Annotated in this window: 13 protein-coding genes; 4 read left to right on the forward strand and 9 right to left on the reverse strand. The window is 40.3% G+C overall.

Annotation, left to right across the window (positions count from 1 at the left end; genetic code table 11):
* Positions 1 to 47: 47 nt before the first annotated feature.
* The gene (locus tag ACFQ1G_RS12750; protein ID WP_380740135.1) at positions 48 to 2,180 is read left to right on the forward strand and encodes a carboxy terminal-processing peptidase; all 2,133 of its coding nucleotides are present in this window, start codon (positions 48 to 50) and stop codon (positions 2,178 to 2,180) included.
* 82 nt (positions 2,181 to 2,262) lie between these two features.
* Here ACFQ1G_RS12750 and rodA read toward each other — a convergent pair whose 3' ends face one another.
* Genes rodA through purH form a run of 6 tightly spaced genes read right to left on the reverse strand, consistent with a single transcriptional unit; the run spans position 2,263 to position 9,316 of the window.
* The gene (gene rodA / locus ACFQ1G_RS12755) at positions 2,263 to 3,513 is read right to left on the reverse strand and encodes a rod shape-determining protein RodA (RefSeq protein WP_380740136.1); all 1,251 of its coding nucleotides are present in this window, start codon (positions 3,511 to 3,513) and stop codon (positions 2,263 to 2,265) included.
* Between the two features lie 3 nt (positions 3,514 to 3,516).
* Positions 3,517 to 5,385 carry a penicillin-binding protein 2 gene (gene mrdA / locus ACFQ1G_RS12760; RefSeq protein WP_380740138.1) on the reverse strand — a complete coding sequence of 623 codons (1,869 nt, stop codon included), beginning with the start codon at positions 5,383 to 5,385 and terminating at the stop codon, positions 3,517 to 3,519.
* The gene (locus tag ACFQ1G_RS12765) at positions 5,382 to 5,888 is read right to left on the reverse strand and encodes a rod shape-determining protein MreD (RefSeq protein WP_380740139.1); all 507 of its coding nucleotides are present in this window, start codon (positions 5,886 to 5,888) and stop codon (positions 5,382 to 5,384) included. The genes mrdA and ACFQ1G_RS12765 overlap by 4 nt, the downstream gene beginning before the upstream one ends.
* Complete coding sequence (mreC, locus tag ACFQ1G_RS12770; RefSeq protein WP_380740141.1) at positions 5,881 to 6,708, reverse strand: rod shape-determining protein MreC; 828 nt, start codon at positions 6,706 to 6,708, stop codon at positions 5,881 to 5,883. The genes ACFQ1G_RS12765 and mreC overlap by 8 nt, the downstream gene beginning before the upstream one ends.
* A gap of 9 nt (positions 6,709 to 6,717) precedes the next feature.
* Complete coding sequence (locus ACFQ1G_RS12775) at positions 6,718 to 7,746, reverse strand: rod shape-determining protein (protein ID WP_380740143.1); 1,029 nt, start codon at positions 7,744 to 7,746, stop codon at positions 6,718 to 6,720.
* 43 nt (positions 7,747 to 7,789) lie between these two features.
* Positions 7,790 to 9,316, reverse strand: a complete 1,527-nt coding sequence (gene purH / locus ACFQ1G_RS12780) for a bifunctional phosphoribosylaminoimidazolecarboxamide formyltransferase/IMP cyclohydrolase (RefSeq protein ID WP_380740145.1) — start codon at positions 9,314 to 9,316, stop codon at positions 7,790 to 7,792.
* Positions 9,317 to 9,463: 147 nt separating this feature from the next.
* Between purH and ACFQ1G_RS12785 the strand changes: the two genes are divergently transcribed.
* Positions 9,464 to 10,720 (forward strand): ABC transporter permease, encoded by a 1,257-nt coding sequence (locus tag ACFQ1G_RS12785; protein ID WP_380740147.1) that lies wholly within the window; start codon positions 9,464 to 9,466, stop codon positions 10,718 to 10,720.
* Positions 10,721 to 10,793: 73 nt separating this feature from the next.
* On the opposite strand, the gene ACFQ1G_RS12790 is transcribed toward ACFQ1G_RS12785, so the two are convergent.
* Positions 10,794 to 11,249 carry a GAF domain-containing protein gene (locus tag ACFQ1G_RS12790; RefSeq protein WP_380740148.1) on the reverse strand — a complete coding sequence of 152 codons (456 nt, stop codon included), beginning with the start codon at positions 11,247 to 11,249 and terminating at the stop codon, positions 10,794 to 10,796.
* 89 nt (positions 11,250 to 11,338) lie between these two features.
* Here ACFQ1G_RS12790 and xrtF point away from each other — a divergent pair, with 89 nt between their 5' ends.
* Both xrtF and ACFQ1G_RS12800 read left to right on the forward strand, forming a co-directional pair.
* Positions 11,339 to 11,884, forward strand: a complete 546-nt coding sequence (gene xrtF / locus ACFQ1G_RS12795; RefSeq protein WP_380740811.1) for an exosortase family protein XrtF — start codon at positions 11,339 to 11,341, stop codon at positions 11,882 to 11,884.
* Positions 11,881 to 12,339, forward strand: a complete 459-nt coding sequence (locus ACFQ1G_RS12800) for an exosortase F system-associated membrane protein (RefSeq protein WP_380740150.1) — start codon at positions 11,881 to 11,883, stop codon at positions 12,337 to 12,339. The genes xrtF and ACFQ1G_RS12800 overlap by 4 nt, the downstream gene beginning before the upstream one ends.
* 328 nt (positions 12,340 to 12,667) lie before the next feature.
* On the opposite strand, the gene ACFQ1G_RS12805 is transcribed toward ACFQ1G_RS12800, so the two are convergent.
* Positions 12,668 to 13,396, reverse strand: coding sequence for a PepSY domain-containing protein (locus ACFQ1G_RS12805; RefSeq protein WP_380740152.1), 729 nt, complete (start codon positions 13,394 to 13,396; stop codon positions 12,668 to 12,670).
* Between the two features lie 80 nt (positions 13,397 to 13,476).
* Positions 13,477 to 13,686, reverse strand: coding sequence for a hypothetical protein (locus ACFQ1G_RS12810; protein WP_380740154.1), 210 nt, complete (start codon positions 13,684 to 13,686; stop codon positions 13,477 to 13,479).
* Positions 13,687 to 13,783: the final 97 nt, after the last annotated feature.

Consider the following 13,783-nt stretch of genomic DNA (forward strand, 5'->3'; position numbering starts at 1 on the left):
GTTTTTACTGTATTTAAGACGTACTAATGATGAAAATACGTAGCATAATGAAAAGGAATTATAAATTACTCGTGCTGGTGTTGTTATTTGCTGCGGCATCCTGCAGTTTTACAACAAAGACTTTCAACGACCCAAATAAAGACAAGACCTTAATCGAATTGATCGCTTATGTGCTTGAAAACGGGCATTACGATGCCAAAGATCTAAATGATTCTTTTTCAAAAGAGGTTTATAGTGACTATTTAGAAGCAATAGATCCTCTTAAGCGATATTTATACGCGAGTGATATTGAAGAGTTTCAAACTTATGAAACCCTGATAGATGATCAAATCAAGAACAGCGATATCAGTTTCTTTGACCTTACCCATACAAGACTTGTTGAGCGTATGGTCGAAGCTGAAGCAATTTATAAAGAGATCCTTTCTGAACCTTTTGACTATTCTAAAAAAGAGGTGTTCACTACAGATTATGAGAAACAGCCTTATGCTACCTCAAAAGAAGAAATGAAAGAACGCTGGAGAAAACAATTGAAGTTTTCTGCAATTGCCAATTTCTATGATCTGAAAAAAGAACAGGAGAGAGAACTTGAAAACAATCCTGACCATAAAATAAAGTCTGACGCTGAACTAGAGAAAGAAGCGAGAGAACTTACCAAAACCTCATTAAAAGAATATTTCGACTTTAATGATGACCTTGAACGTAAGGATTGGTTTTCATTATACGTGAACTCTATTGTAGAGGAGTTTGATCCTCATACCTTCTATTTTGCTCCACAGGATAAAGACCGTTTTGATCAGGCAATGAGCGGTAAACTGGAAGGTATTGGCGCGAGATTACAAAAGAAGAACGATAATGTAAAGATCGTGGAAATTATTTCTGGAGGTCCTGCCTGGAGAGGTGAAGAGGTTGAAGTAGGAGATGAGATCCTTAAGGTGAAACAGGAAGACGAAAAAGAAGCTGTAAGTATTGTGGGTATGAGATTGGATGATGCAGTAAGCCTTATTAAAGGGCCTAAAGGAACAAAAGTCACTCTTACGGTAAGAAAAGTTGACGGTACGATAGAAGATATTGAGATCATTCGGGATGTAGTTGAGATCGAAGAAACATATGCGAAGACATCTGTAGTAAAGAAAAATGACAGAATATACGGAGTGATAAACCTTCCGAAGTTCTATTTTAATATGGAAGATTATTCTGAAAGGAATGCGGCTTCAGATGTGAAACAAGAAATTATCCGATTGAAAGAGCAAGGGATGGAAGGCCTGGTGCTTGACCTTAGAAACAATGGTGGAGGTTCTTTGAAGACTGTGGTTGACATCGCAGGATTATTCATCAAAGAAGGCCCCATCGTACAGGTGAAATCTAAAATGGAAGGACAGGAAGTATTGAAAGATACTGATCCTAGCGTTCTTTGGGACGGCCCTCTTGTGATCCTGGTGAATGAACTTTCAGCATCAGCTTCGGAAATTCTTGCAGCGGCCATGCAGGATTATAAAAGAGCTATCATCATTGGTAGCAAACAAACTTATGGTAAAGGAACAGTTCAGAATGTTCTTGACCTTAACCGATGGGTGCGTAACAGCGATCTTGGAGATCTGGGAGCATTAAAGATCACTACCCAGAAATTCTATAGAGTTAATGGGGGGTCTACCCAGCTGGAAGGAGTAAAAAGTGATGTAGTGGTTCCGGATAAGTTCAGCTATATTGACATAGGAGAAAAAGATCAGGAAAACCCACTTCCTTGGGATCAAATTGATGCAGCTAATTACAAGATCTGGGACGGCTATGTAGGGTTTGAGAAAACACTTTCAAATAGTAAACTGAGAATGGCTCAGAATCCACACCTTAAGTTGATACAGGAAAATGCCGAATGGATTAGGGAGCAGAGAAATGAAAATTCCTTTCCTTTAAGTTACGAGGAATATGCTGCCGAAATGGAGAGTAATGAAGTGCAGGCTAAGAAGTTCAATAAAATATCTGAATACGAGTCTAACCTGACTTATGAATCCCTGCCTTACGAAAAAGATCTATTTACTACGGATACTATACTTGCTGAGAAAAGACAACGTTGGCATCAAAACCTAAGTAGCGATATCTACATGGAAGAAGCTGTGAATGTTCTTGAGGATATGAAGACGAATAATATTAAGAAGACCGGAGTCGCTCAAATGAAGAATTAATTGGGAGAATCTGGATAAAGCCAAAAGACCTTCAGTACTCCTGAAGGTCTTTTTTTGTTTCTATAAAATCTAACTGGTTAGATTACCAGAAAGACATTCTTTCGGCATCCAGTTTTATGAATATGAATAGCAGGATAGTAAAGCCCCACAAACCTGAACCACCATAACTAAAGAATGGAAGAGGAATACCTACTGTAGGGAAAATGCCTATAACCATCCCTATGTTTACGAAGAAGTGCAGGAAAAAGATTCCTGCTATACTGTAGCCATACACCCTATTGAATTGTGATTTTTGCCTTTCTGCAAGGTGAAGTATTCGCAACATTAAAAGCACGAAAAGTATTACTACGACTGAGCTTCCAATAAAACCCCATTCTTCGCCAACAGTGCTGAAAATATAGTCTGTATGTTGTTCCGGTACAAAATTTCCTTTGGTTTGGGTTCCTTCGGTCCAGCCTTTTCCAAACCAGCTTCCGCTACCAATGGCGATCTCACTCTGGTTGGTATTGTAACCAATCCCGCGGTTATCTACTTCTTTTCCAAGTACGATGTTGAATCGGTCACGATGACGCTGCTCAAAAATGTTCTCAAAAATGTAATTTACAGAGAACGATAACGCAATGGCAACTAGCAGAATACTGAAATAAGCAATCCCTCCGGGTCTTTTCTTTTTTCTAAAAAAATAGAATAGCAGCACCAAAACCACTGCTCCCGCTGATACCCATATTGGGTTGAAAAGTAGCGTAAGTACAAAAACCAATATCCCTAATCCGGCAGCGATAAGGTAAACACCAGATAATCCTTCCCTGTAAAGGGGAAAGAAAAAGGCTGCGTAGACCATAGCACTTCCAGCATCCGGTTGTGGCAATATTATAAGGGCCGGCAGGGCAATAATGATAAAGGCTTTGAACTGGTCCCCCAGGTTTTTTATGTTGGTCTGTATGTCGCTAATAAACTTGGACAGGGCCAGGGCGGTAGCCACTTTGGCGAATTCTGAAGGCTGAATGGTAAAACCGCCTATAGCATACCAGGATGTAGCACCGTTAATGGTCTTTCCGAAGAAGAAGAGGCCGAGAACACTAAACAGCGCGCCCACATATATTATACTGGCAAAACGTTCATAGAATTTGGCTTCCAGCGATAATAAAAAAACGATCAAAAATACGCTTAAGATGATCCATAGCAATTGCTTGCCATAGATCTGATCAAGATCGAAAAAGGAGGTTGCTGCATCATCCAGGGATGCTGAATAAATATTCAACCACCCTATTAAAACCAATAAAAAGTATAATAGTATGCTTAGCCAATCAAATTGGGAGATGGTTTTAGACATTCTTTACTGGTTGATTTTAAAGGGTTCGCCGCTTAAAGGTTTTGCGTATTCTTCTTCCAGACTGTGAGAAAGTATCCAGTCTTCCATATCTTTACGAGTGATCTCGCCTTTCAGGTATTTCTCAATAAGTAATCCTGCAATTCGTCCCGCGTATCTTCCTCCCCAATAACCGTTCTCAACGAAAACTGCCAAAGCGATCTTTGGATCGTCAACGGGAGCAAAAGCTATGAAGATCGAGTGGTCGGTCAACTGGACTCTTTTTCCATCAATCTTCATGAAGTTTTCAGCTGTTCCCGTCTTACCTGCAATCTCTATATCCGGAATTCGAACTCCGGCTGCTGTACCACTTTTATACACCTGGTGCATACCTTCTATGACCGGTTCAAAATATTGCGGTTCTATAGTAGTATACTTTTTCTGAGTAAATTCTTCTTTTTTAATAGGTGTGCCGTCGATCTCCTTTAAGATATGAGGCGTGTAGAACCATCCTCTGTTCGCGATGGCTGCAGTCATATTTGCCAGCTGAATAGGTGTCATTAAAACTTCTCCCTGCCCTATCGCATTTGAAAGCGTGGCTGGCGCAAACCATTTGTATTTAGGGTATTGATAAATGGCATTATAGTATTCAGAATCGGGAATTTTTCCTGGGCGCCCTGTAGAAAGGTCAGATCCCAGGTAGTCACCTAAGCCAAAACTTTGTAGGTGGTTTGCCCAATTATCAATTCCCTCCTGCGGAGTAGGGTATTTTTCAATGACCCTTCGGTAAATATTGGCGAAATAAGCGTTACACGAATTCGCGATCCCGGGTATCATACTTAAAGGACTCGGGTGATCATGACAGCCCATCTTTCGTCCTCTGCCATAGTAATATCCTCTTTGACAGGAAAAACGTTCCTGAGTGTTTACAACACCTTCCTGAAGTGCGATAAGAGCATTAATGGTCTTAAAAGGAGAACCAGGTGGATATTCTGCCAAAAGTCCGCGGTCATATAATGGTTTTGCGATGGAGTCGTAATAAAGTCGGGTGAAGTTCTCAGATCTTTTTCTGCCTACCAACTGTGCCGGATCATAGTTAGGTGCGGTTACCATTGCCAGGATTTCCCCCGTTTCAGGTTCAATAGCGACAATTCCCCCGCGTTTGTTCTTCATGAGTAATTCGCCATACTTTTGAAGTTCAGCATCTATGGTAATGGTTAGATCTTTTCCTTTCTTCGGAAGGGTATCAAAGACCCCACCTTTATATGGACCAATATCCCGGTTAAATCGATCCTTTTGTATGTATTTAACCCCTTTTACACCTCTTAGGAGTTCTTCATAATAACCTTCCACCCCCTGTTTTCCAATAAGGTCCCCTGAAATGTAATATGGGTTCTCATTTACAATGCGTTGGTTTACTTCAGTTATATAACCAAGTAGGTTCGATCCGTTTTCAGTATAATAATCTCTTAAGGACCTTTTCTGAATATAAAAACCTTCATATTTCCGCATTTTTTCCTGCAGATAGGCATACTCGCTTTTTGTGAGCTGTGGAATGACCACCGAAGGAAGTCGGGGAGAATAGATCTTAGCCTTATCAAGACGGTTTTCAAGTTGCTCCCGGGTAAGGCCTAATATATTGCAGAACTCGGTTGTATCGAAAGGCTTCAGGTTTCTTGGGATCACCATGACGTCATAAGACGGCTGATTTGAAACTAGTAACTCTCCATTTCGGTCAAAGATAAATCCGCGTTGGGGGTAATCATAAACTACCTTGATCGCGTTGTTTTCCGAAAGTCCGGTGAAGGAGTCATCAAGAATCTGCAGATAAAAAAGACGGGCCATAAATATGAGTCCCGACGTGATAATGATTATATATAATAAGATTCTTCTCATCTAGATTTTCTGTTGAATAGCGCTAATGATAGAAAAACCAGGATTATGGTAAAAATACCTGAAAAAAAGGTTTTTTTGAAAAGTAGCAATAAGTGTGCAAAATTGAAAAATTCCAAGGTAAACAACACAAAATGATGCACAAAGACGAGAATGGCAATATAACTCAACCGTGAACCCGGTGGAGTATTAGAGAACTTGATGGTTTGATAATCATAACTCACTCCAAAGGAAAATCTTAGGATCAACGGCCTAATATAGGCTATAACAAGACATGCAGCCGCGTTGATGCCACCACTGTCTTCAAAAATGTCTACTCCCAGACCCAGTAAAAAACTGAGAAAGAGAAAGAGGGTTTGGTTTCCGTTAAAGGGGTATAGTATGATGAACAACACATATAAATATGGGTTGATGTATCCTGAAAAATTGATATTGTTCAACAGCAATACTTGCAGTAGGATGAGGAAGATAAACCGAAATGTGTTGGTGATAACTACATTATTCATCTTTGGTGAGTTTTTGTAGTTTCCTGATCTCAGCCTGGGCTGTGTTCTCTATAATGTAGACATAACCGATGTTGGTCATGTCATTGAAAAGTTCAATATCAATAGTGTAGTAACTTTCACTTTGGTCCAGTTGGTAATCTGTGATACTTCCAATTTGTAAGCCCTTAGGGAAGATCAGCGAGCGACCTCCGGTAATAATGGTGTCGCCTTTTTTAACCGGTGCTATAGCCGGAACATCGGTCAACTGTACAATGTTTGGATCGCGACCATTCCAAACCAGCGTTCCGAAGTGGTTCGATTTCTTCAGCTGCGCATTAATTTTTGAGTTCGAATTCAGAATAGAAATGACTGTTGAATAATTTGGTGAAACGTTTTCCACGATCCCCACGATTCCTTTGCTGGTAACTACTCCCATATCCCGCTCAATTCCGGAGCGAGAACCATTTTTGATGGTGAGGTAATTATCCATTTTAGCGTAGTTGTTATTGATCACTTCTGAAGCCCGAAAAGTATAACTTCCGTTGAAAGAAATCGTGTCTTCATAATCTTTTATGTCCAGAGAGTCTTCGTAAGTAGCCAGGCGTGATCGCAGTCTTTCATTTTCTTCCAAAAGGCGGAGATTATATTCCTCCAGGTTGAAATATGTATTGATGTTACTGGACCAGCTATAAATGCCACCGCTAATAAAATTCGCAGAACTTATGAATTTACTTTTTTGATATGAGTGGGATTGAATGGTTAAAAACAGGGAAACAGAAAGCAGCAATAAGAATAGAATATTGTTCTTATTGCGAATAAGAAAATTAATTATTTGCTGCATAAGCTACTCCTACTTTATCAAGATCCCTTTGTAACGATTTAACGTTTTTAGGGTGATTCCTGTTCCACGCACCACTGCTCGTAAAGGATCTTCTGCGATATATACCGGAAGATCAGTTTTTTGGGATAATCTCTTGTCTAATCCGCGCAGCATTGATCCTCCACCGGCAAGATAAATCCCGGTATTGTAAATATCTGCAGCGAGTTCAGGAGGGGTTTGAGAAAGAGTTTCCATAACCGCATCTTCAATTCTTAAGATAGATTTGTCCAGTGCCTTTGCAATCTCTCTGTAAGAGATGTTTACCTGTTTTGGTTTACCGGTCAACAGGTCACGCCCCTGTACATTCATTTCATCTGGCGGAACTTCCAGATCCTCGGTGGCAGCTCCAATCTGTATCTTTATTTTTTCGGCAGTGCGTTCTCCCACATATAAGTTATGCTGGGTACGCATGTAATATACGATATCATTGGTGAAAACATCTCCAGCGATCTTTACAGATTTGTCGCATACGATCCCGCCTAGAGCGATCACGGCGATCTCTGTAGTACCACCACCTATATCCACGATCATGTTCCCTTTTGGTTGCATGATGTCAACCCCAATACCAATTGCTGCGGCCATTGGCTCGTGGATCAAATAAACTTCTTTTCCGTTTACTCTTTCTGCACTTTCCTTTACCGCACGCATCTCAACCTCAGTAATGCCCGATGGGATACAAATTACCATTCTAAGAGCAGGAGTGAACATCTTCTTCTTTAATGCCGGAATTTCTTTGATGAACATAGTGAGCATCTTTTCACTGGCATCAAAATCTGCTATTACACCGTCCTTTAATGGGCGAATGGTTTTGATGTTTTCATGGGTTTTTCCCTGCATCATGGCAGCTTCTTTTCCTACTGCGATAATTTTACCCGTAGTCCTATGTCGGGCGACAATAGAAGGACTGTCCACAACAACCTTGTCATTATGAATGATAAGGGTATTCGCGGTCCCTAAATCTATAGCTATTTCTTCAGTGAGAAAATCAAAAAATCCCATGCTTTGTTCGAATTAAATTTGAGGTTTGGTAAATGTAGTAAATTTAATGTTTAAAATGTCTTGTCCCGGTCATCACCATTGCCAGGTTATTTTCATTGCAATAATCAATACTCAGCTGATCTTTAATGGAACCTCCTGGTTGAATAACGGTAGTGATACCTGCCTTATCGGCAATTTCCACACAGTCAGGGAAAGGGAAGAAAGCATCACTGGCCATTGCAGCTCCGTTAAGGTCAAAATCAAAAGATCTCGCCTTGTCAATACTTTGTCGTAAAGCGTCAACTCTGGAGGTTTGTCCGGTTCCGCTTGCAAGTAATTGATTGTTCTTAACCAGAACTATAGTATTAGATTTGGTGTGTTTGCAAATTTTGGAAGCAAACAACAAGTCTGTTAACTCCTTCTCGTTCGGTTTATTGTTTGTCACAAAAGTTAAATCTTCTTTTGTATCGGTTTTAAGGTCTTTGTCCTGTACCAAAAGTCCGTTCAAACAAGTTCTTACCTGTTTTTGCGGGAGCTCGGTTTCCTTCTGAACCAATAAAACTCTGTTCTTTTTACCTTTTAAGATCTCCAGAGCTTCTTCGGAATAAGACGGCGCGATCACCACTTCACAGAACAATTTATGGATCTCTTCGGAAGTTTCCTTGTCAATTTCGGTGTTACTGATCAAAATCCCTCCAAAAGCCGAAACAGGATCTCCTGCCAGGGCATCTTTATAAGCTTCTGAAATGGTGTTTCTTTGCGCTAATCCACAGGCATTGTTGTGTTTTAAAATAGCGAAAGTGGGAGCTTCATTTTGGAATTCGCTCATCAGGTTTACCGCAGCATCCACATCTAAAAGGTTGTTGTAAGACAACTCTTTTCCGTGGAATTTATCAAACATGCTTTCGAAATCCCCGAAGAAAAAGCCTTTTTGGTGTGGGTTCTCCCCATATCTCAATTCCTTTCCGGTGGTGTAACTTTCTTTATAAACCGTTTCCTCTTCATTGAAATAATTGAAGATGGCTGTGTCATAGTGAGAAGAAACATTGAAGGCCTTGGCAGCGAATCGCTTTCTGTCTTTAAGAGAAGTCTCTCCGTTCCCTTCAGAAATTATTTGTAAAAACTCAGCGTAATCTTCTACAGAAGATACACAAAGTACATCTTTAAAATTCTTAGCAGCCGCACGGATCAATGAAATCCCTCCAATATCGATCTTTTCAATGATATCTTGATCTGGTGCGCCTGAGGCAACTGTCTTTTCAAATGGATACAGATCCACGATCACAATGTCGATCTGTGGGATCTCGTATTCTTTAAGTTCAGCTTTATCTTGTTCATTCTCACTTCGGTTTAGTATTCCTCCAAAGACTTTTGGGTGAAGGGTCTTAACGCGCCCTCCCAGGATTGAAGGGTAAGAAGTAACGTCTTCTACAGGTATTACATTTACTCCCTGGTCTTTGATAAATTTTTCTGTTCCGCCAGTTGAATAGATCGTGATTCCCAGCTCATCCAGTTTTTTTACGATAGGAGCAAGGCCCTCCTTGTCAAATACTGAAATTAAAGCTGATTTAGCCGATTTTAAGTTGCTCATTGTGTTGGTTTTGGTAAGGTTGCAAAAGTAAGTATTTCAGTATAAAATATAAATCCTGAAGCTGTTATTTGTGATTAAATTTTGTAACGAATTTTTAAAGTGGGCGTCATATGTTACAAGGGTCCAAAAATACTGCCTTCAAGCACTATGTTGATATACTTACGGGTACTTAAAGAAAGCTTTAATTTTGCAATTAACGCTCTAAAAAACAATAAATTAAGAACGATGTTGTCTCTTTTAGGGGTGACCATCGGTATATTTTCGATCATTGCGGTACTTGCCGCGGTAGATTCGCTCGAAAAAGAGATCAAAGGAAGTTTGAGTTCACTAGATCAAAGTACCATAATCGTGATGCGATTCTCGTTTGGTCCTTCTGAAATTCCACAGTGGAAAAGACAACAGTTTCCCGATGTTACTTACGAAGAATATGAATACCTAAGTAAAAGTTTACCCGACCTGGAGGCTGCATCCTTCGTATTGAATGTTCCGCAGGAGGCTATAAAATACCGGGAGAATACCGCCAATGATGTGGGAATTGCCGCCGTGTCCTGGGAATATTATGATATTGAAGCCTTACAACTGGAAGAAGGACGGTTTTTTAACCAGGCAGAATCGGTGCGTGGTGCCCCGGTGATCATTCTTGGTCATGATGTGGCTGAAAATCTTTTTGAAGGCAGTGACCCGATAGGGAAAAAGGTGCGGTTATATGGCCGGAAATTTACGGTGATCGGACTACTGGAAAAGAAAGGTCAGAGTTTATTTGGTGGGTCACATGATACCAATGTGTTCATTCCTGTGAATATTGTTAGACGAATTTACGGAAGCAACAGTCGTAGTACCTTTCCGCAGATCGTTCTAAAACCTAATGATGATGTGGATGACAATGCCGAGTTCGTGGCAATGGTCGAACAGCAGTTGAGAAATACCAGGGGCTTGAAAAGGGATGAGGTGAATAACTTTTTCGTGAACCAGCTTCAGGGCTTCACAGATTTCATTGATAATATTACGGGGCAAATGAATTTTATTGGGCTTATCATTAGTGGTTTCTCGCTGTTGGTAGGAGGTTTTGGGATCGCCAACATTATGTTTGTAAGTGTAAAAGAGCGTACCAACTTAATAGGGATCCAGAAATCTTTAGGTGCCAAGAACCGGTTCATTTTGTTCCAATTCTTATTTGAAGCAGTAATTCTGGCTGTGATAGGTGGATTAATTGGTCTTTTCCTTGTGTGGCTGGCCTCTGTGGTGGTTTCACAGTTTACGGGTGATTTTCAATTTATTCTGTCTCCCTGGAACATGTTCATAGGAACGGCTGTTTCAGCTGTGATCGGACTGATATCCGGGATCATTCCGGCGATCTCTGCTTCTAAACTGGATCCTGTTGAAGCGATTCGAACAGGAATGTAAATCATAACGACATTAAAAAAATAAGGCGTCAAAAATCACATTTTTGACGCCTTATTTTTTTGAAGCAAAGTGGTTAAAGGATCTCCGCTACTTTTTCATTTATAAACTCAAGGAACCGCTCATCCTCTTCAGTAAAGGGATCAGGTACATTGGAGTCAATATCGATCTGACCGATGTTTTCCCCGTTTTTGAACAGTGGCACCACAATTTCCGCTTTTACGTGAATACTGCAGGCAATATAGTTGTCCTGTGCTTTTACGTCTGGCACTACGAAGTTTTGATTAGAAACGGCCACTTGTCCGCAGATACCCTTTCCAAAAGGAATGATAATATGGTCGGTAGGTTCACCCGCATAAGGTCCCAGCTTTAATTCCTCCTTATCGCCGTTCTTAAAATAAAAACCAACCCAGGTATAATAAGTGATCTCAGCTTTTAATAATTCACAAAGCTCGCTCAATCTTTGATCAACCGAAGTATTCTGTTGGCCCAGTATGGTTTGAGCCTCGTTTTTTAACTTTTCAAAAGACATACAATTTTCGTTTTGTACAAAAGTATTTAAAAATTTACCGATGCCATAGTTTATAAATTCAATACTTTTGGAAAAATCATTTGCCCGAATTGTTTCAGCTTTTTAAAAAATATGCCTCGGTAATCCGCTTCATAGTGACCTTCTTAGGAGTGTACCTCATATTGGCTTTTTTATACAATCTCTACCTTCATAGTTTTGAACCCACAACTTACCATCCCGACTTTATGACCTATATCGTGGCGGTATTGAGTGAGATGATGATTAGCGCCCTGGGTTATGAGACAGAGATCTCGTCAGGTTTTCCCGAGGCTACTATGCACTTGATGGTAAACGGGAAGTTCGTTGCCCGTATCATTGAGGGCTGTAATTCGGTTTCGATAATCATATTGTTTGTTTCCTTCATGCTGGCATTCTTCGGAAGGGTAAAGCCTACTTTGGGTTATATCCTCGCCGGTTCAGTGATTATTTATATCACGAATATTCTGCGGATTGGAGTTTTAGCTGTGGGAATCTATGAATTTCCGCAGTACGCACATTTTTTACATACCATCGCGTTCCCGTTGATCATTTATGGAACGGTATTCTTGCTTTGGGTGTTCTGGATCGCTATTTATTCTAAACAAATAAGAACATGAAACCGGGTGTAAAACTATTGATAATAGGCTTTTTAGTGATCCTTCTGGCAATGATCAGAATGTTCGAGTACCGATTCTTTTACGATCCATTCATGTATTTCTTTGAAAATGCCTTTAAGCCAAATGAGAGCCTGGAGTTCCCTCCAGAGATGTTCTTTAATGTTTTTTTAAGGTTTTTGCTGAATACCATAATTTCATTGACTATTCTCTTCGTGGCATTTAGGAGTTGGGGGATCATAAAATTTTCAGGGATTATATTTTTCACTTTTTTTGTGGTGCTATTTCCCCTTTTTGTATACCTCATGCAAAATGTAACTCCAGATGATTATCTGGCAGCGTTTTACGTGCGCAGATTCCTGGCACATCCGGTTTTGATCCTTATTTTATTACCTGCCTTCTTCTATTATCGCTTGCAAAAAGCCACGGCTGAAAAGTCCAGTTCCGATAAAGTCTAAACCTGGATCTTTTCTTTGTTCTTCTGAAGCCATTGTTTAAAACTATTTTCAAGAGGCTGGTATTGACCGTTTGGACTCCTCGCTTAACAGTAATTTTTTTTCTTGCGCAATGATTTTCCTTATCTGGTCCAGATCGAGATAATTGGGTGATATATAATGTACTGACTTGGACACTTACATTTTATGGCTATTAATTTCGCACAAAAGGACGACCTGGGTCTTTTTCAAAATCAGGCAACAAAAAAGGCTGCCTCCCGACAGCCTTTTCTGGCTAATTTAAAAATTACCGGTATCAACCTTATCAAAGATCAGAAGGCTAAATTTTTAACTAGGCGCGTTTTTTCTTTTTCTTCTTCTTTTTAGGGTCAATAACCTTTCTAACCGTTGGCGAGGAGATGTACCACAGTACAAAACCGCTCAATACCGTAATAAGGCCCATTAAAGAAAAAATTCTGAGCGCTAAATTGTTGAAATCATCACGCCCCCCATAATCCATCGTATGCGTCATCCAAAGAAAATCGAAGATTCGCCAGTCTCGGTGCCTCAAGGTTCTAAATGTTCCGTCAGTAATTGAGATATAGGCTTTGATATTTTCCGGAGTATCATAGGAAATCACATATGCAGGCAGTGGACCTCCGCGGTATTCATGGTGGTCTCCCGTTTCTGTGATCCTCTCTACATCTTCTACTTTTAATCCATCTATCATCTTACTTTCTGCTATGGCAAGAGCCTCAGCTTCAGTAATTCCCTTCTTCATTTCGCCGGTACGGGCATTATGCAGCATGCTGTGGTTGATCCAATAATACGGTTCCCCGGCAATCTCTTTCAATACTGCCGAGTGCACCTCCATCCCTGTCGATTCTGAAGGGCTCAACAAGCCCTCAAAACTGGGGTGACTCATTTCAGTTTTATGGTACTGGTCTCCGTGGATCTCATCAATATCTGTCCAGCTGAAGTATAAACCACTCACGGTCCACATGATGAACTGTATTCCTAAAAATAACCCTAAATACCGGTGTGCCTGTCTAATCTTTAAGGCTGTTTGTCTTTTTACCATTGTTTTTTTATTAAAGGAGACCGGAATGAGAAGTATCCTCTACCGCCCGATCTCCAACGTATTTTCTCTATTATGCTTTATTAATATCCTTCTGTTTGCTGCATTCCGGAAGCCTCAATTTCACTGGCAGGAATTGGACAGATCGTCCGGTTGTCGGTCGCTGAAATATCCAGGTTAGCAGCATCCACCCCGGTGTTCACATGTTCGTTTACCGGACGAATGATATCTTTTCCTCTGCGAATATAATCATACAATATTTCCGAACAAATAAGTTTTCGTCCCCTTCTCATATTATACTTTTGATAGGAATTTCAATTTGATGCCCTAAACCTAAACTTTAGTCTGTATAGTATTAATCCACTTCTACTCCTCATATGCTTTCTTCAT

The sequence above is a fragment of the Salinimicrobium gaetbulicola genome (assembly GCF_042676025.1).
GTDB classification, from domain to species: Bacteria; Bacteroidota; Bacteroidia; order Flavobacteriales; family Flavobacteriaceae; genus Salinimicrobium; species Salinimicrobium gaetbulicola.